An 18,283-nucleotide genomic window follows, 5' to 3' on the forward strand; every position below is an offset into this window, starting at 1 on the left:
CTCAGGCCCCCAGGATGACGATCTTGCGCCCCTGGCGTATCCAGCGACCGGACCGTGCCCGGGCAGCTGCCTGACCGTCGGCGACCATCCCATCCGGGCTGGTCGCTTCGCTCACCGGCATCTCCTGGCCCGCGCTCTGGGGCGAGTAGCCGGCTTGGCCATGCCCACAGGAGCAGGTGGGCACCGGCGCCGGCCAGTACCAGGCGGCCGGGGCCGCGAAGGCACGGAAGCTCCGGGCCAGGCCGGGAGCATAACGGCGGGCGGCCGACAGGACGGCGTCCCGCGCCAGCATCTGGGGCGCGACCCGTCGGGGATCGAGTGCGGCGTTGCCCGCTGCGGTGGCTGCCAGCCGTACGAAGCGGCGGGCGATCTCGAACTCCTGCTCCTCGCGGTCGGCGCCTTCTGTGTCCACCTCGAAGAGGTTGCTCGCCATCGAACCCAGCTTGCCGCCGATGAGCGTGCCGACGCCCGGTGCGACGAACGACCCCAATGCCCTGCCGGCGATGGGGAGTGCGGCCTTCGCCACGTTCTTGAAGATGCCGCCCAGCGAGCGCCCTACGGGGGACCGCAGAAAGCCGCCCACCCCACGTGACACGTTCTTGAAAAGCTTCCCGAGGAACTGCTCGAGTTCGGCCTCGGTCGTCACCTCCATCAGCTCCGCGGCCAGCTGGACCTCGTCCGTCTCGCCGAGCGGGCTCTCCATGGACGGCAGGCTGCTCTCAGCGGGCTCACTGCCCTCCTGCGGGATTTCCCACTGCTCGGACGCGATGCCGAACTCGGCCTCAGCGCCTTGAAGTTCGAATTCACCGGGGTTCTGCATCTCGGTGGCGAACTCAGTTTCGTAGCCATCACTTTCGCTCGGCATGAGCCCGTACTGTGACATGCTCATCGACTCCTTCGGCCCTCGTGCATCAGCCGTCGACCAGCCAGAAGCCGGCGGTGCCGCGAACGTACGCGGCACAGGGAGAAAGGGCGCCAGGGCCCGGTTCAGGGTTCTCCCTGAGGTGACTGCCAGGGACACCCAACGATGCTCGTCGCCGCCGGTGCGCCGTCGGCGTCGGTCCGCGACTGCACACGGCCCAGCAATCGAGGAGTTGGCCGAAAGCGGCGCCTGACGAAGAACAGTCCTCGTACGACCATGGAGGTGCGCAGGCAAGCTGTCTGTGCCATCACCGCTGTTCACAGCGGCGCCACGGCTCCCGGCCGTGACTTCCGGAATGTCAGCGCTCTTCCAAGGACGTGCTCATGAGCGCCTATGACGACATCGTCCTCTCCGACACCCCCGTCCTCTATCTCCCGCTGGGCGGCCGGGAAAAGGAAACATCCCTGGCGGGTCACCTCACCGCCGCGTACCACGGAACCCCGGGTACCGGCCCCCTCCCCAACGGGGACACCGCCTCGGTCTTCGACGGCACGCCGGCGGAGTACGTCGAGGTGCCCGACGACGACTCGCTGTCCGTACCCACCACCGGCATCCTCACCATCGAGGCCTGGATGCGCCCGGACGATCTCACCCCGCCGAACGTGGAGAGCAGTGGTTACGTCCACTGGCTGGGAAAGATCACCTACGGCGGTGGCAACAACGTGGAGTGGGCCGCTCGCATGTACTCCCTGGACAACACGGAGGACCGTGCCAACCGCATCTCCGGCTATGCCTTCAACCGTGGAGGCGGGGAGGGCGTGGGCTCCTACTTCCAGGACCCGGTGCAGGTGGGGGAGTGGATCCACTACGTGCTGGTCATCAACACCGTCGTGCGCGATGCGCCGTACCCCATGGGATACACCAAGATCTACAAGAACGGCGACCGGAGGGACCAGGACTCCCTCGCCAAGCTCAAGATCGAGCCCGCGAACACCACGTCCCCCCTGCGCATCGCCACCGCGGGTCTCCGCTCCTTCTTCCCCGGTGGCATCGGCAAGGTGGCGGTCTACTCGTACGAACTCCCGGGCGACCGCATCGCCGCGCACTACAACGCGATGACCACCTGAACAGGGGAGGCGGGGCGGGCAGTTCACTGCGGGGCAGCCATCACCCAGGCCGCCGAGCACCGCCCGCAACCTCCCGTCAGCCGTACAAGGAGTCCTCCCGTAGCGCCGGCAGCAGGCCCCGCCAGCGGTTCGTGCGGCTCAGGGCGCCCGGATGAGAGGGCTGCCGGACGGCTTGCGTCATCAACTCTCGTGTGCGGCTGCGAACTTCTTGCGCCAGGCCAGGGAGACGTAGACCAGGGCGACCAGGACCGGGACCTCGATGAGGGGGCCGACGACGCCGGAGAGGGCTTGGCCGGAGGTGACGCCGAAGGTGGCGATGGCCACCGCGATGGCCAGCTCGAAGTTGTTGCCCGCCGCGGTGAAGGCGAGGGTCGCGGTGCGGTCGTAGCGCAGACCGATCCCCTTGCCGAGGGCGAACGTGCCGAACCACATCAGCGCGAAGTACACCAGCAGCGGCAGCGCGATCCGGACCACGTCCAGCGGCTGCGAAGTGATGGTCTTCCCCTGCAGGGCGAAGAGCACGACGATCGTGAAGAGCAGGCCGTACAGTGCCCATGGCCCGATCTTCGGCAGGAAGTGGGACTCGTACTTCTCGCGGCCGAGCTTGTTCTCGCCGATACGGCGGGTGAGGAAGCCGGCGAGCAGCGGGACGCCGAGGAAGACGATGACGTTCAGGGCGATGTGCCAGACGGGGACGTCCAGGCCCTGCCCGTCGCCCAGGCCCAGCCACTGGGGCAGCAGGTCGAGGTAGAACCAGCCCAGCAGGCCGAAGGCGATGACCTGGAAGACGGAATTCAGCGCGACGAGGACGGCGGCGGCCTCGCGGTCGCCGCAGGCCAGGTCGTTCCAGATGATGACCATGGCGATGCAGCGGGCGAGCCCGACGATGATCAGACCGGTGCGGTACTCGGGCAGGTCCGGCAGGAAGATCCAGGCCAGCGCGAACATCACCGCGGGGCCGAGGATCCAGTTGATGACCAGTGAGGAGGCCATCAGTCGCTTGTCGCCGGTGACCGCGTCCAGCCTGTCGTAGCGGACCTTGGCGAGGACCGGGTACATCATGACCAGCAGGCCCAGCGCGATCGGCAGGGAGATGCCGCCGATCTCGACCTTCGCCAGGGCGTCGTTCAGGCCGGGGACGAGCCGGCCGAGCCCGAGGCCGATGGCCATCGCGGTGAGGATCCAGACGGCGAGGAACCGGTCGAGGGTGGACAGCTTGGCGACGACCGAGGAGTCCTCGGCCGTTGTGGGTGTCGTGGGCGTCGTGGGGGCGTCGGTGCGGCTCAAGGACAGGCCCTCTTGTTATCGGCGGTGGAACGGGCGGTCTCGGCCAGCTCGGCGAGCCGGCCGGCGAGACGGGCGATGACGTCCGGACGGAGCCGGTAGTAGGTGAAGCGTCCGCACGGCTCGGTGTCCACGACCCCTGCCTCGCGCAGCACCCTCAGATGGTTGGAGAGGTTGGTCTGCCGGGCACCGGTCTCCTCCACCAGGTGGGTGGTGCACAGAGTCTCTTTGGCGAGCAGGTTCACGATCTGGAGCCTGAGCGGGTCGGCCAGTACCCGGATCAGGTCAGTGTCGACTGACGTCATCATGGGCTGATGCTTTCACATCATTCCGGACTGACGCCAGTCTCGGCTGGCACCAGTCCCGGCTGGCACCAGTCCCGGCTGGCGCCAGTCCGGGCTGACACCCCTTGTGGGCCGGCCGGTGGAGTTTTCCTGCGGCAGTCGTGGGGAAATCCTTCATGCCGCGTGCACCCGCCTGAGCGGGCCGGATCTGCGCTTTTGCTTCCGTCCGGAGTTCGCGATGCCGGATATCAGCGCGTTGACCAGCATTGATGCAGGATTCCGCCATTGACTGGCGGAAAGCCGCTGGTTAGCTTCAGCGCATGCCCCAGGAAGCCCTCGCGGACTCCATCGACGAGCTGGACCGCCGCGTCATCGCAGCCCTCCAGCTCAACGGTCGTGCCCCGTGGAGCGCGGTAGCGCGTTGGGTGGGTGCCAGCGAGACCACCGCCCAGCGCCGCTACACGGCCCTGCGTGAGCGAGGGCTGCTACGAGTCATCGGCACCCTGGAACTGGACCGGACACGGGAGGGCTCCTCCATGCTGGTCCGGGTACAGGCCCGCCCGGGGCGCGGACTGGAGGTCGCGGACCGCTTCGCCGCGAGCCCCGACGTCCGCTTCGTGGCCGTCGTCACCGGGTCGGCCGATCTCATCGTCGACTTCGTCGCCCGCGACAACGAGGAGATGATGCGGATGCTCTTCACCGATCTGCCCGCGGCGGACCTCATCACCAGCACCGAGGCGGTCCCCGTCATCCGGGCGTTCACCTCGGCGGCGATGTGGGACACCGGGCTGCTTCCCCCCGCGGCAGCCGCCGATCTGAGACCGGCCTCGTCTTCGGCCTCCTGCGACCGCACCGACCGGGACCGCGCGCCACAAGCGCTCACCCCGCTGGAGCAGGAAATCATCACAGCGCTGAGGGAGGACGGCCGGACACAGATCAGCGTGCTGGCCCGGCGCCTGGACCGTGCCGAGTCCAGTGTCGCGCGCGCTCTCGACCGGCTCATCTCCCGCGGCATCCTCCAGTTCCGCACGCTCGTCGAACCATCCCTCCTCGGCTACGACGCGGAGTTCATGGTGTGGCTCTCCATCAAGCCCGACCAGCTGGATGTCGCGGGCAGGCAACTCGCCAGGCACCCGGGAACGAAATTCCTGGGAGCGGCGACCGGGCGCTTCAACCTCGCCGGGCACATGGTGCTGCCTCGGCGTGCCGACCTCTTGCACTACACCAGCGACGTCATCGGGACGTTGCCCGGCCTCATCGCCTCCGACGTGACGCTGCACCTCGTCACGATGAAGTACTCGTGGCACCGGATGGACCGCACCACCTGACCGTGCGAGTGGCCACCTGACCATGGGAGTGGCCACCTGACGACGCGAGTGACGACCCGACCATGCGAGTGACCACCTGACCATCCGGCCGACCACCTGAGCCGCCGGCTCCGCCGGCCCCGCCGGTTCCGCACGACACGTCGCTGCCGCCCGCAGCGGCCGAATCACCCGTTTCTCTCCGGCCCTCTACCCCTCCCGTATCAACACCGTGGAGTCATCATGCCCCCAGAAGGCTTCAGCCTGCCCGCAGAGAGCTGGCGCTGGTCCGAGAGCACATGGCGCGGTCACGTCGATGCCGTACGCGCCGGCCGGTGTCTGCTTCCCGACAGCTGGCCCGATGGTGCTCGCGTCGCAGTCGCCCTCTCCTTCGACTCCGACCACGAGACGATCCCCCTGCGCGACGGCGAGACCAGCCCCGGCCGGCTGGCCCAGGGCGAGTACGGTGCGCGCGCCGGCGCCCCGCGGATCCTGCGGCTGCTGGCGCACTACGGAGTACCCGCGACGTTCTTCATGCCGGCCGTCTCGGCGCTCCTCCACCCGGAGGAAGCCCGCGCCTACACCCGGGACGGGCACGAACTGGCCGTCCACGGGTGGATCCACGAGCGGAACATGCTCCTGGACCACAACGATGAGCGGGAGCTGACCGCACGCGCCCTGGACACCCTCACGACGCTGACCGGGCAGCGCCCGGTCGGGATCCGGACCCCCTCCTGGGACTTCTCGGAATCCACCCTCGACATCATGCTCGAACTCGGATTCGCCTACGACTCCTCGCTCATGGCCGACGACGAGCCGTACGAGATCGTCGCCGGCGGGCGGCCCACCGGACTGGTCGAGATCCCCGTCGACTGGATCCGGGACGACGCGCCGTACTTCACCATGGACCGCTACGGATCCGCCCGCCCCTACAGCCGGCCCCGTGACGTCGGGGAGATCTGGCGGGACGAGTTCGACGCCGCCTACCGTGACGGCGGCGTCTTCCAGCTCACGCTGCACCCACATGTCATCGGCCACCGCTCACGCCTGGTGGTGCTGCGGGAACTGCTCGACCACATCACCGCACACCGCGACGTCTGGTTCGCCACCCACGCCCAACTGGCCGACGCCGCCCGCGGCATGCTGCACAGCTCCACCCCTTCCCGTCCCGCCCCCGACGCCCCGGAGCACACGCCATGAACACCGGATCTGTCGTGCCCGCCGGTTCCCGAAGAGAGAACAGCGGCGGCGTACCTACCGGGAAACTGAGTGGCGCCCAGCGCAAGGCCATCGTCGCGGGCACCATCGGCAACACCGTCGAGTGGGTGGACTGGGCGCTCTACTCGATCTTCGCGAAGATCATCGCTGATGAGTTCTTCCCCAAGGGAAACGGCGCCGTCGCACTGCTGTCGACCCTCGCGGTGTTCGCGGTCGGGTTCGTCATGCGCCCGGTCGGTGCCGCGGTACTCGGCGCCTACGCGGACCGCCATGGCCGCAAGAAGGGCATGACACTCACCGTCGCCCTCATGGCGGGCGCCGGATTCATCATCGCCATCACCCCGTCCTACGAGGCCATCGGCGTGCTCTCGCCGCTGCTGCTGCTCATCGCCCGCCTTGTGCAGGGCTTCTCCGCCGGTGGCGAATTCGGCTCGTCCTCCGCCTTCCTCGTCGAATCCGCGGCCCGGGGCCGCCGCGCCTTCGCCGGGTCCTGGCAGCAGGTCTCGGTCGCCGGCGGCGTCCTGATCGCCTCGCTCCTGGGCACCCTCACCACCTCGGTGCTGAGCGACGAAACGCTGCACTCCTGGGGCTGGCGCGTGGCGTTCATCTTCGGAGGACTGCTGGGGCTGGTGGGCCTGTGGCTGCGGATCTCCGTCGAGGACACCGAGTCCTTCACGCAGGCCCAGGGGAGCGGCCGCACCCGTACCAACCCCGTCAAGGCCATGTTCGTCGAGCACCCGGCAGCCACCCTCCGCGTCGTCGGCATCACGATCGCGGGCACCCTCACCTACTACATCTGGGTCAACTACCTTCCCACGTACGCGAATGTGACCACCGGTATCCCGCTGAAGACGGCCCTGCTCTCGCAGACCCTGTGCCTGATCATCTTTGTGATCGCGCTTCCGTTCGCCGGACTGCTCTCGGACCGCATCGGGCGCAAGCCGACGATGGCCGGATTCGCCGGCGGCTTCGTCGTCCTGGCCTGGCCGCTGTTGCACCTGCTCCACAACAGCTTCCTCAGCCTCTTCCTGGTCCAGCTCGTGGGCATGCTGATGATCCTCGGCTACTCCGCCAACTGCGCCGTCATCATGGCCGAGCAGTTCCCGGCGGAAGTGCGCGCCACCGGCATCGCCCTGCCCTACGCGCTCGCCGTCGCCGTCTTCGGCGGAACGGCCCCCTACATCACCACGTGGCTGCACGAGAGCGGGCACAGCGACATGTTGTGGATCTACGTGGCCGCCGCCGCGCTGATCTCCCTCGTCGTCTATCTCACGATGCCCGAGACCAAGGACAAGGAATTCCACTGATGCCGCCGCACGTACTCATCACCGGCGCTGCGGGCGGCATCGGCAGCGCGATTGCCGAGGAATTCGCCGTACGGGGTGCTTCCCTGACGCTCGCCGACCGCGACCACGACGCACTCCACGCCACGGCCTCCCGCTTCGGCGCGAGCACGGCGGCCCGGGTGGCGGACCTGACCGACCCCGACGCCCCCGCCGCCCTGGTCGAACAGGCCTGGGCCGCTCACGGCCCGGTGGACGTCCTGGTCAACGCCGCGGGCCGCTACCCCTCCCTGGACATGGCCGACGTCGACGCAGCTGCCTGGGACCGGCTGTTCGCGGTCAACCTCCGCGCTCCCGTGCTGGCGACCGCCGCCTTCGCCCGCCTCGCCATATCGGCGGGCCGGCCCGGTTCCGTCATCAACATCTCGTCCGGCGCGGCCCTGCGCTCACGGCCGGGCGGCGGACCGTACGCCAGCTCCAAGGCGGCCCTGGACATGGCCACCCGGGCCGCCGCACTGGAACTGGGCAGCCATGCCATTCGCGTCAACGCGGTCAGCCCCGGCTTCGTCCTGGTCGACAGCGACTGCAACCCGGTCTCCGCCGAGTACGCCAACGCCATCAGCGCCAACCCGCTCGGCCGTCCCGGTACGCCGCAGGACATCGCGCGAGCCGTGTGCTGGCTGGCGGGACCCGATTCCTCCTGGATCACCGGAGAGATCCTCCGTGTCGACGGCGGGTCGAGCGCGGGAGCCCTTCACCTGCCCCGCATCTGGCAGTCCCACGACGCCCGCGCCACCGCGGCCGCCGAGCCCGTTGCGGCCGCCACCACGACAGAGGAACACGAGGAACACGCCCGATGAGCGACCACAGCCCTGAACGAGCCGCCGGCAATGTCGAACAAGTGGCCCGCAGTCGTGAACGCGCCGCCTACACCATCGTCGGTGCGGGAGCGATCGGCGGCACCCTCGCGTTCGCCCTCGCCCGCGCGGGCCACCCGGTCACCGTCGTCGACACCGACGGCACCCACATCGACGCCATACGTACGCACGGACTCGTACTCGCCCGGGGCGAGGGCCGAACCAGCATCCCGGTCACTGCCGCCACGCCAGAGGAGTTCACCGGACCGGAGACGGTCGCCGGGGCGGAGAAGGTTGCCGGATCGGAGACGGTCGCCGGATCGGAGGAGCTCACCCGTCCCCTGGAGCGTGTCCTCCTGGCCGTGAAGGCGCAGGCCACCCAGAGTGCCATCGACTGGATCGCCCCTCGCCTGGCTCCGAACGGGTACGTCGTCTCCGTACAGAACGGCTTCAACGAGGACCTGATCGCCCGCCGCATCGGCGCCCACCGCACCATCGCCGCCTTCGTCAACATCTTCGCCGACGTCATCGAACCGGGCGTGATCCAGGACGGTGGCGCCGGAGCCCTGGTCATCGGCGAACCCAACGGCGCGCCCGTCAGCGACCGCGTCCGTGAGCTGGTCGCCGACCTGCAGAGCTGGGGCCCTGCCCAGGCCAGCGACAACGTCGAGGGCTACCTGTGGGCCAAGGCCGGATTCGGCGCCATGCTCGCGGCCACAGCGCTCGCCGACGCACCCATGGCGGACCTCATCGACCGCCACCGTCCGGCCATGGCCGGGCTGACGGGGGAGATCTTCGCCGTGGCCGACCAACGCGGCGTCGAACTGGAGCCGTTCGACGCCTTCGACCCCCACCCCTTCCGGCAGACAAGTGACGCCGCGGCACGCGACGCCGCCTTCGACCGCCTCACCGCCTGGCTGCGCACCCAGACCAAGGACCGCAGCGGCATCTGGCGCGACCTGGCCGTACGCCACCGGCCCGTCGAAGTCACCACGCACTACACCGGCATCATCGCGCACGCCGCACACGAGGGCCTGCCCACGACCCTGCTGCAGGCCGTCATGGACGGACTGCACGAACTCGAAGGCGCACCCCAGAAGATGACCGAGGACCGGATCGCCGCACTCGACAGGCTCGCCACACAGTCGGCTGCCGACCGCCTGGCCGACAGTGACCGAGCCGTGGCAGTGCAGGGCTGGCTGGAGCACCACCGCGAAGACCTGGTCGCCGACCTCGCGGCGTACACCGCGCAAGGCAGTGCCAGCGACGACCTGGACGCCTTGGACACCTGTCTCGCTTGGCTGCGCGACTGGCTGGACCGGCGTCTGGGCGTACCGGAGACGGAGGAGATCCTCCCGCGTGACGAGGCCGGAGACATCCTGATACGCCGCTATCCGGCGCGCGGGGCGACCGCGGCCGATGACCGGACCGTCGTGCTGGTGGGGCACTACGACACCGTGTGGCCGACCGGCACCCTGGACACCTGGCCCTTCCGCCGGGAGGGCGACCTCCTCACCGGGCCCGGCGTCTTCGACATGAAGGCCGGCCTCGTCCAGGCCGTATGGGCGCTGTGCGCGCTCGACGCCCTCGACCTGCCCCGCCCGGCCCTCACCCTCATTCTCAACGGCGACGAGGAGACCGGAAGTCTCGCTTCGCACGAGGCGATCGTGTCGGAAGCCCGCGGTGCCCGGCTCGCCATGGTCTTCGAAGGCGCAGCCGACGGCGCCATCAAGACCGCCCGCAAAGGCGTCGGCCTGTTCGCCCTCACCGTCACCGGCACCGAGGCCCACGCCGGGCTGGACCCCACCGCCGGAGCCAGCGCCGTAGATGAACTCGCCCACCAGATCCTGCACTTGACGCACCTGCGCGACCACGAGGCCGGCACCTCCCTCAACGTCGGGGTGATCGAGGGCGGCACACGCAGCAATGTGACGGCGGGCAGAGCCACCGCTCACCTCGACGTGCGCGTGGCATCCGCCACCGAACAGCAGCGCATCACGCAGGCGCTCGCCGACCTCCAACCCGTTGACCCCCGCACCCAATTGCAGATCACGGGGGACTGGAACCGCCCCGTTTTCGAACGAAGTGAGCAAGTCGCCGCACTCGCGCACCTGGCGAAGGCCTGCGCACGACTGCTCGGGTACGACCTGCCCGAGGCCTCGGTCGGCGGAGCGAGCGACGGCAACTTCCTCGCCGCCGCCGGTGTACCGGTACTCGACGGCATCGGCGCGGTCGGCCATGGCGCGCACGCCCGTTCGGAGAGCACGTACGTATCCGGCATGCTCGCGCGAGCGGCGCTGGCCGCCACCGTCCTCGTCGCGCTGGCCGGCCGGTGAGGACGGAGGTCGCTACAGGCTGACCCCGCCGGTGTACGTCGACCTTGGTGCCGGTGATCAAGCGAGCGTCGTCTGATCCAGCGGGCGGAGTGCGTCGACGATCAGGTCGAGGAGTTGGTCGGTCCGCTCCGTCGAGTCGGTCGCCGTGGTGGAGAGGAAGACGCCGAGGAGCATGATCGTGACGTCCTCCGGGTCGACGTCCGAGCGCAGCGAACCGGCCTCTGCGCCGCGGCTCAGGATCATGGCGATGGTGGCGGTGATGCGTTCCCGGGTCGCGGGTGTGGCGATGGTGCCCGATGCCCAGCCGGCACGCAGTGTGTCGGACATGCCGCGCTTTATTTTGAAGAACGCCGCGTATTGCGTCAGCCATGCGCGCAGTGCGGCCGCGGGCTCCAGCTCGTCGAGGAGTGGCGGTGCGCCGGCGACGACCTTGTCGAGTTCCGCGGCGTACACGGCCTCCACGAGTGCCTCGCGGGTGGGGAAGTGCCGGTAGAGCGTGCCGATCCCGACGCCGGCCGCGCGGGCGACGGCGTCCAGTGGAACGGCGTCCGGCGTTGCGGCGAAGGCGTCACGGGCTGCGGCGAGGAGCTTGTCGCGGTTGCGCCGCGCGTCGGCGCGCGCCGGCCGGCCGGGCGCCGACGCGCTGCTGCCGCTGCTCGGGGGCTCGGTCTCAGGCAAAACGGAGGACCTCCGGTTAGTGGTACGGTGAAGCGGTGAGCGAAACGGAGTGACTCCGTTTCGCCTATGATCCCACGCGAAGGAGACAGCCCATGGCTTCCCCCGCCCGATCTCTTCCCGTCACCGCGACCGGCGCGCGGCGCGCCGGCGGCCCCGGGGACCTCGCAGGCCGTACCGTCTCCCGGATCGGCTTCGGCGCGATGCAGCTGGAGCGCCTGCGCAACGACCGCAAGGCAGCGGTCGCGATACTGCGCCGCTGCGTCGAACTCGGCATCGACCACATCGACACCGCACAGTTCTACGGCCACGGCTTCGTGAACGAGGTGATCCGCGAAGCCGTCCGGCCGGAGGACGACGTCATAGTGGTGAGCAAGGTCGGCGCCGAGCCCGACACCGAGGGCCCGCTTCCCCTCCGCCTCGCCCAGCGCCCCGAGCAGCTGCGCGCCGCCGTCGAGGACAACCTGGCGACGCTGGGGATGGAACAGATCCCCCTGGTCAACCTCCGCCGTACGGACACCGGCCCCGGCCTGCGCGCCGAAGGGGACCAGGTCGTACCCCTCGACGACCAGCTCGCCGTGATGACCGCCCTGCGCGACGAAGGCAAGATCGGCGCGATCGGCCTCAGCAGCGTCTCCCTGGACGTCCTGCGCGCCGCCCTGCCGGCGGGCATCGCATGCGTCCAGAACGCCTACAGCCTCGTGGCCCGCGACGACGAGGACATGCTCCGCCTGTGCGTCGAGGAAGGCATCGCCTGGGTTCCCTACTTCCCCCTCGGCAGCGCCTTCGCGGGCATGCCGAAAGTGACCGACGAGCCCGCCGTCATCACCGCCGCGCGTGCCCTCGGCGTCACACCTGCCCAGGTCGCACTGGCCTGGCTGCTCCACCACGCCCCGAACGTGCTGCTCATCCCCGGTACCGCCAACGCCGAACACCTTGAAGCCAACGTCGCCGTCGGCGCCATCACACTCGACGAGGAAACTCTCGCCGCCCTGGCCGCCGTCCCGCCACGGCCCGGCGACATCGTCGTCTGACAGCCGGCTTCCTGCGGCGCCCACCGCTCGCCACGCATCGGCCGGAAAACGGCCGGCTGCTCAGCCGTCGCACTCGACCGGGACAGGCGATCATCCGGACGCACCACCGGAGAACGCACCTGACCACGCCTACTAGGGTGGGCCCGGTCTTGGAACAGCGAGAGAAAGGCGCCCACGTGGTGGACATGACAGCCGCAGCGCAGAAGGTCTTCGAGCGTTACGACCTCGACGGTGACGGTCAGCTGACCGCAGAGGAGTACCGGAAGGTCGTCGAGGACCTCGGCGAGCAGGGCGTCACCGACGAGGCCGCGCAGGCACTCATCGACGCCATCGACACCGACGGTGACCGCAAGGTCTCGTTCGAGGAGTTCCGGGCCTCCATGGGCCTCTGAGCGTCCTCTCCGTGGAGAAACGGAGAGCGCCTGATGACGCCGTGCACGTACTCCGGGTCCACAGGGGCCCGGAGTACGTGCACGTAGGCTCACCTACGGGCCATGGGCGCGTACTCGATGACCCCGGGCAGCCGGGGAAGTCAGTCGTCGCTCGTACGTGGTGGGGCCGATCGGGGGGTGCCGGGGTCGAGGGGCGGTGCCGATACGCCGCAGTGGTAGGTGCACTGAGGGCGGCAGTGCTGTTCCTGGACGTTGCTCTCCTGTTCCTGTGCTTGGCTCTTCCGGGCCGTCCGTGCCGTCTCCTCCCTGGCGCGGTCCTGGTCGCGGGAACGCAGGGTGAACCAGGCGAGGGCCGCGCCGATGACGAGGAGGGCCGCGCAGAGGAAGAGGGACCGCCGGTAGCCGGCCGCGAACGCGGTGGCCGAGCGGTAGGCCTCCGGTCCCATGCCGGCCAGCAGGGGCAGGGCCGCAACGGCGAGCAGGCCGGACGCGCGTGCCGCCGCGTTGTTGACTCCGCTGGCCAGTCCCGCGCGTGTGACGTCGACGGAGGCCAGCACGGTGGCGGTGAGCGGTGCGACCAGGAGGACCATGCCAAGGCCCAGAACGGTCACGGCGGGCAGGACTTCGGTGCGGTACGAGGCGTCGGTGCCCGCCCGTGTCATCAGAAGCATCCCGGTGGCGCACACCAGCGGGCCGAGCGTGAGCGGGATGCGGGGCCCGATGCGCTGGGCCAGTTCGCCGGAGCGGGCGGAGAGCAGCAGCATCAACACGGTGGTGGGCAGCAGAGCGGTCCCTGCGACGAACGCGGAATACCCCGCGCCCACCTGCAGATACACCACGGTGAGGAAGAAGAACCCGCCGAAGGCCGCGTACACGCACACAGTGACCGCGTTGACCGCGGTGAACTGCCGCAGCCCGAAGAGCCAAGGGGGCAGCATGGGATCGGGGGCCCTGCGTTCGACGAGGAGGAAGGCCACGGCGAGCAGCACGCCGGCGATCGCGGCGAGCAGTACGTCGGGTGCCGTGCCCCGGCCGGGTGCGGCAATCAGGGCGTAGGTCACCGAACCCAGCGCGAGTGCGCCGAGCACGGCGCCTCTGAAGTCGAACCGGCCGTGCGCGGTGGGGTCCCGGGTCTCGGGCACGTGGCGGGCGGCGAGGGGTACGCACACTGCCGCCACGGGCACGTTGAGGAAGAACACCCATCGCCAGCCGGGGCCGTCCACGAGCCAGCCGCCGAGGAAGGGGCCGGCCGCGGTGGCCACGCCGCCCAGGCCGGACCAGGCGCCGACCGCACGGGACCGCTCGTCGGGGTGGAAGACGGCCTGGATGAGGGCGAGCGAGCCAGGGGTGAGCAGGGCGCCGCCGACGCCCTGGAGAGCGCGCGCGGTGAGGAGCACCGCGGCGTTGGGTGCCAGTCCGCACAGCAGTGAGGAGGCGGCGAACCACACCATGCCGATGAGGAAGATCCGGCGCCGGCCGTAGCGGTCGCCGAGCGCGCCGCCGAGCAGGAGCAGGGCGGCCAGGGTGAGCAGGTAGGCGTTGACGGTCCACTGGAGGGTCGCCAGTGAGGCGTTCAGGTCGGTACCGATGCGGGGCAGGGCGACGTTGACGACGGTACTGTCGAGCATTGCCATGCCCGAGCCGAGGACGGCCGCGAGCAGGACCCAGCGGCCCTGGGCGGTGGCCATCCGTACTGTGCCGGGTGCGGAGAGGTCGCTCATAGGGCGAGCATGCACCCCGGCGGGCGCGAGAGAGGGGCACGACGCCGTGGCGTCCGGTCACAGGCTCCGGACTCCACGCGAGGCAGGGCCCTGCACGGGCCACCTCGACACGAACATCCCGGTCAACGCCGCTGCCCCGGTCTCTGCGCGGCCGGCCCCAACGGGGCCGCGCCCCGCCTTCGTCATCCGAGCGCCCGGACCACCGACCACAGCAGGCGCTCGTTCTCGGGGGCCGCGCCGCCCGGGAAGGCGAACCGGCGGCGGGTGTACGCGTAGGCGAAGCCCTGCCGCGGGTCGGCGAGGGCGAGGGAGCCCGCGGCGCCGCTGTGGCCGAAGGTGCCGGCGCCGACGGAGGGGAAGTCGGGGCCGTAGGTCTGGAAGCCCAGGCCGAACGCCTGCGGTTCGCCGCTCACCAGGTCCTTGCCCTCGGAGTGGATCCGGGCGAACTCGGCGGCCGTGTCCGGCTTCAGGAGCGGACCTCGGCCGTCCAGGCCGAACGCGGCCGCCGCGTACATGCCGGCCAGGCCGCGTGCGGTGCCGATGCCGCCCGCCGACGCCTGGCCGTTCGCGCGGACGGTGCGGGAGTTCGGGAAGTCGTACAGCTCGCGGTTGCCCGGCGCGTGCTCGTTGAAGGCGATGCCGCCCAGGCTGTACGGGCTGTGCGCGGCGGCCTCGATCTCGGCCGCCTGCTCCGGCGTCGGCAGCATCGGCAGGGTGGTGAGGAAACGCGACTCCTCGGCCGCTGGGAGGCCCAGCCACAGGCCGAGGCCGTACGGGGCGCGAATCCGCTCCTCGTACCACTCCTGCAGGGTGCGCCCGGTGGCCCGGAACACCACCTCGCCGATCAGCGCGCCTATCACGAACGCGTGGTAGCCGAAGAACTTCCCCGGCTGCCATAACGGGCGCTGCCCGGCCAGGCGTGCCGCGATCGCCCGGTCGTCGGCCAGCTCCTCCGGGGTGAAGCCGGCATCGAGGCCGATCACTCCGGCCCGGTGCGCGAGCAGGTCGCGCAGGGTGATCCCGTCCTTGCCCTCGGCGGCGAAGTCCGGCCAGTACGAGGCCACGGTGCGGTCCAGGTCCAGGACACCCTCCTGGACCAGAAGCGCGGTCACCAGGTACGCCGCGCCCTTGGTGGACGAGAACACGCCGAGCAGCGACTCCCCGGTCACTCCGTCCGACCACAGGTCCACCACTCGTTCGCCGTCCCGGAGCACCACCAGCTGCGCGCCCGGCGCGTGCTCCTCGCCCGCGAGGAAGGTGGCGAACTCCTCCCGTACTCCCTCGAAACCGGTGACCACCGTGCCGTGAACTGCCATGACCCCTCCCGAACTGCCGTATCGATCTTGCGCTTCCGGTAACCGGCCGGTCCGGGCCGCTATTCCCCGTTCACCTCCGATGCTGGGACGGACGCTCCGAGCACGTCGTCGCTTCACGGACCGATCCGCCGGCCTGTGTGGAGAAGGCGCGACCGCCGGCTGCCGGGGCGATGAAGATCGCCAGGGTGACGCAGGCGAGTACGACGATCATGGCCGTGCGCAGTCCGTAGTGTTCACCTAGGAACCCGAGGCTCGGGGGCCCGACGAGGAACGCGACGTACCCAATGGTGGCCACCAGGCTCACGCGTGCCGTGGAGTTGGGGCCGGAGTCGCCGGCGGCCGACAGGGCGACAGGGAAGCCGAGGCTGGCGCCCAGTCCCCAGAAGAGCACGGCGGCGCCGGCGAGCAGGGCGTTGTCGGCGAAGATCACCAGGGCGACGCCGACAGCGCCTGACACCGCGCCCGCCCGGACCACCATGGCCCGTCCGAAGCGGTCGAGGAAGAAGCTGCCGCAAAAGCGCCCGGTGGTCATCGCCGCGGCGAAGCCGGCGTACACCAGTGAGCCCTGTGCGGCGTCGAGTCCGTGACCGTCCACCATGAGCAGCGGCAGCCAGTCGTTCGCGGCGCCTTCCGCCAGCGCCATCGCCAGCACGATCACTCCGATCAGGACCAGACGGGGGTCCCGCCACACCTTCGGCGCGGCCACGGCCGATTCCTCGTGCGTTGTGGTCGTGCGCGTGCGTACCCCGGTGCCCGAGGGGACGGCCCTGAGGGCGTACAGGAACATCGCGAGGGAAAGGCCGGTGACCGCCAGGAGATGCCAGTACGTGGGCAGTTGCTGCGTGGTGGCGGCAATGCCGCACACCGCGCCGACGACGGTGCCGAGACTGAAGCAACCGTGCAGGGTCGTCATCGCGGTGGTGCCTGTGGTCCGCTCGATCTCGACCCCGTCCACGTTGGTCGCGATCTCGGCCGAGCCCATGCCCGCACCGAAGATGAACAGTCCCACGAACACGGCGGGTGCCCAGGAGGCCAGGCTGCCGCAGCCGATGAGCGACACGCTGACGACGATGAGAAAGTTGCCGACGCCGATGACGGGCCTGGTACCGAACCTGCTCACGAGTGGGCCGGAGGACAGAATCCCGACCATCGAGCCCGCTGAGAGGCCGAAGAGGATGATGCCCATCTCGGCGGTCGACGCTCCCAGCCGGTCGCGGATGTCAGGAGTGCGCGTCACCCAGGAGGAGATCGACAGGCCGGTCAGGAAGAAGAAGAGGAAGAGGGATCGGCGCCATCGGCGAGTGGCGAGGTCCATAGCGACAGCTCCGTGAAGGCGAGGAGGCGGGGCCGTGTTCAAAGTTCGAGAGTCTCGAAGAAGTGTGTACGAATGTACATTGATGTGTGGGTGGCCGGAAGGAGCACAGTGGTATGACAGGGTCCTCGCGTGGCCCCAATGATCCCGGTCGTAGGGACCGGATCATCGACGCGGCCTTGGAGCTGGTCGCGGAGCGCGGCGTCGTCAGCGTGACGTACCGGAGCGTCGCGCAGGCCGCGGCGGTGCCGCTGGGCTCGGTGACGTATTACTTCGACTCCCTGCAGCAGCTGCTCGGTGAGGCGTTCACGCGGCTTGCCGAGTCCGAGTCCTCGCGGTACGGGGCGTTGCTCGAACGTGCCCGTACGCCGCAGGAGGCGCGGGAAGCCGTCGTGGAGATCATTTGCGGGCAGCAGGTGGGCAGCGAGAGAGAGCTGCTCCTCAGTTATGAGCTCTACGCCTTCGCTTCCCGCAACCCCGAGCTGCGGTCGGTGATGCGGTCCTGGATGCAGGCGAGCCGTGCCGCGCTCAGCCGCCACTTCGACGCCCGGACGGCCCGCGCGCTGGACGCCCTGATCGAGGGGCTCATCATCCATAACTCTGTGGACGAGGAGCCCACGAGCCGTAAGGACATCGCGGTCGTGGTGGCGGCCATCACGGGGTGACGCGGTACGCGACGCTCCAGGTGGGCACCAGGGGCGATCCCGCAGTCAGGGGTGCCGGCGGAACGAAAGGCACCTGTTGTGCCGAAGTGATGACGTTGACGGAAAGCATTGCGGGATCAGCAGTGTTCACCCTTACGGTCGTGGCTGGAGCGCTCCATGCAGCAACCGGGGAAGGCGCCGTCCCGGGGGAAAACGGCGCAGCAAGGAGAGCGACAGATGTACGCACGGACCAAGGCCGCCGTCGGTGTGGCCTCGGTGGGAATCATGCTGCTCGGTCCTGCCGGGACGGCCACCGCCGCCACCACTGCCGAAACGCCGGCTGCGCCGGCGCAGCACCGGACCGTGGACGCCAAGGACAGGATCGCCACGGTCAAGTTCAACAAGCTCAACAGCAAGGGCGCCTCGGGCTGGATCAGGAAAAACACCAGTTCCGGCTGCTACAAGGCCGTCGTGTGGTGGTACAAGAACGGCCGGCTCAAGGACACCGACCAGTCCAAGCCGTCGTGCTCGAAGGGCAAGAAGGTGAAGTTCGCCTTCAAGCCCGGCGACAAGCACCGCTTCAAGGCCACCAGCTGGCAGCACGACTACGTCGGCGGCTCCTGACCGGCGCATG

At 69.7% G+C, this 18,283-nt stretch carries 17 protein-coding genes; 10 read left to right on the forward strand and 7 right to left on the reverse strand.

The features are described 5' to 3' along the window. Position 1: 1 nt before the first annotated feature. On the reverse strand, positions 2–883 hold the full coding sequence (locus ACZ6WH_RS18770; RefSeq protein WP_469729533.1) for a hypothetical protein: 882 nt from the start codon (positions 881–883) through the stop codon (positions 2–4). A 362-nt stretch (positions 884–1,245) separates the two neighbouring features. On the opposite strand from ACZ6WH_RS18770, the gene ACZ6WH_RS18775 reads away from it, so the two are divergent. Further along, positions 1,246–1,989 (forward strand): LamG-like jellyroll fold domain-containing protein, encoded by a 744-nt coding sequence (locus ACZ6WH_RS18775; RefSeq protein ID WP_469729534.1) that lies wholly within the window; start codon positions 1,246–1,248, stop codon positions 1,987–1,989. A 180-nt stretch (positions 1,990–2,169) separates the two neighbouring features. Here ACZ6WH_RS18775 and arsB read toward each other — a convergent pair whose 3' ends face one another. Together arsB and ACZ6WH_RS18785 are read right to left on the reverse strand one after the other, a co-directional pair. Beyond that, entirely contained in the window at positions 2,170–3,276 is a 1,107-nt protein-coding gene (gene arsB / locus ACZ6WH_RS18780) for an ACR3 family arsenite efflux transporter (protein ID WP_469729535.1), read from the reverse strand. Then, positions 3,273–3,581, reverse strand: coding sequence for an ArsR/SmtB family transcription factor (locus ACZ6WH_RS18785; RefSeq protein WP_469729536.1), 309 nt, complete (start codon positions 3,579–3,581; stop codon positions 3,273–3,275). The genes arsB and ACZ6WH_RS18785 overlap by 4 nt, the downstream gene beginning before the upstream one ends. Before the next feature lie 296 nt (positions 3,582–3,877). On the opposite strand from ACZ6WH_RS18785, the gene ACZ6WH_RS18790 reads away from it, so the two are divergent. The 5 genes from ACZ6WH_RS18790 to ACZ6WH_RS18810 all read left to right on the forward strand — a co-directional run bounded on the left by ACZ6WH_RS18790 (position 3,878) and on the right by ACZ6WH_RS18810 (position 10,555). Beyond that, positions 3,878–4,885 carry an Lrp/AsnC family transcriptional regulator gene (locus ACZ6WH_RS18790; RefSeq protein WP_469729537.1) on the forward strand — a complete coding sequence of 336 codons (1,008 nt, stop codon included), beginning with the start codon at positions 3,878–3,880 and terminating at the stop codon, positions 4,883–4,885. A gap of 219 nt (positions 4,886–5,104) precedes the next feature. Beyond that, entirely contained in the window at positions 5,105–6,061 is a 957-nt protein-coding gene (locus ACZ6WH_RS18795) for a polysaccharide deacetylase family protein (RefSeq protein WP_469729538.1), read from the forward strand. Then, positions 6,058–7,386: an MFS transporter gene (locus ACZ6WH_RS18800; RefSeq protein ID WP_469729539.1), complete on the forward strand. Its 1,329-nt coding sequence runs from the start codon at positions 6,058–6,060 to the stop codon at positions 7,384–7,386. The genes ACZ6WH_RS18795 and ACZ6WH_RS18800 overlap by 4 nt, the downstream gene beginning before the upstream one ends. Beyond that, positions 7,386–8,222, forward strand: a complete 837-nt coding sequence (locus ACZ6WH_RS18805; RefSeq protein ID WP_469729540.1) for an SDR family NAD(P)-dependent oxidoreductase — start codon at positions 7,386–7,388, stop codon at positions 8,220–8,222. Before ACZ6WH_RS18800 ends, ACZ6WH_RS18805 begins: the two co-directional genes overlap by 1 nt. Next, positions 8,219–10,555 (forward strand): M20/M25/M40 family metallo-hydrolase, encoded by a 2,337-nt coding sequence (locus ACZ6WH_RS18810; RefSeq protein ID WP_469729541.1) that lies wholly within the window; start codon positions 8,219–8,221, stop codon positions 10,553–10,555. The genes ACZ6WH_RS18805 and ACZ6WH_RS18810 overlap by 4 nt, the downstream gene beginning before the upstream one ends. A 57-nt stretch (positions 10,556–10,612) precedes the next feature. Here the strand turns inward: ACZ6WH_RS18810 and ACZ6WH_RS18815 are convergent, their stop codons facing one another. Next, positions 10,613–11,233, reverse strand: coding sequence for a TetR/AcrR family transcriptional regulator (locus tag ACZ6WH_RS18815; RefSeq protein ID WP_469729542.1), 621 nt, complete (start codon positions 11,231–11,233; stop codon positions 10,613–10,615). A 92-nt stretch (positions 11,234–11,325) separates the two neighbouring features. Here ACZ6WH_RS18815 and ACZ6WH_RS18820 point away from each other — a divergent pair, with 92 nt between their 5' ends. Together ACZ6WH_RS18820 and ACZ6WH_RS18825 are read left to right on the forward strand one after the other, a co-directional pair. Continuing rightward, entirely contained in the window at positions 11,326–12,264 is a 939-nt protein-coding gene (locus tag ACZ6WH_RS18820; protein WP_469729543.1) for an aldo/keto reductase, read from the forward strand. Between the two features lie 185 nt (positions 12,265–12,449). Continuing rightward, positions 12,450–12,656 (forward strand): EF-hand domain-containing protein, encoded by a 207-nt coding sequence (locus ACZ6WH_RS18825; protein WP_432863599.1) that lies wholly within the window; start codon positions 12,450–12,452, stop codon positions 12,654–12,656. Between the two features lie 140 nt (positions 12,657–12,796). Here the strand turns inward: ACZ6WH_RS18825 and ACZ6WH_RS18830 are convergent, their stop codons facing one another. The 3 genes from ACZ6WH_RS18830 to ACZ6WH_RS18840 form a co-directional block, all read right to left on the reverse strand. Next, complete coding sequence (locus ACZ6WH_RS18830; protein ID WP_469729544.1) at positions 12,797–14,377, reverse strand: MFS transporter; 1,581 nt, start codon at positions 14,375–14,377, stop codon at positions 12,797–12,799. 182 nt (positions 14,378–14,559) lie between these two features. Further along, a complete protein-coding gene (locus ACZ6WH_RS18835; RefSeq protein WP_469729545.1) occupies positions 14,560–15,693 on the reverse strand; it encodes a serine hydrolase domain-containing protein in 1,134 nt (377 codons plus the stop codon). Positions 15,694–15,763: 70 nt separating this feature from the next. Next, positions 15,764–17,008 (reverse strand): MFS transporter, encoded by a 1,245-nt coding sequence (locus tag ACZ6WH_RS18840; RefSeq protein ID WP_469729546.1) that lies wholly within the window; start codon positions 17,006–17,008, stop codon positions 15,764–15,766. A gap of 113 nt (positions 17,009–17,121) precedes the next feature. Between ACZ6WH_RS18840 and ACZ6WH_RS18845 the strand changes: the two genes are divergently transcribed. Together ACZ6WH_RS18845 and ACZ6WH_RS18850 are read left to right on the forward strand one after the other, a co-directional pair. Continuing rightward, entirely contained in the window at positions 17,122–17,670 is a 549-nt protein-coding gene (locus ACZ6WH_RS18845; protein WP_469729547.1) for a TetR/AcrR family transcriptional regulator, read from the forward strand. Between the two features lie 216 nt (positions 17,671–17,886). Further along, on the forward strand, positions 17,887–18,273 hold the full coding sequence (locus ACZ6WH_RS18850) for a hypothetical protein (protein ID WP_469729548.1): 387 nt from the start codon (positions 17,887–17,889) through the stop codon (positions 18,271–18,273). Positions 18,274–18,283: the final 10 nt, after the last annotated feature.

The sequence above is a fragment of the Streptomyces sp. NPDC050806 genome, from assembly GCF_055586425.1.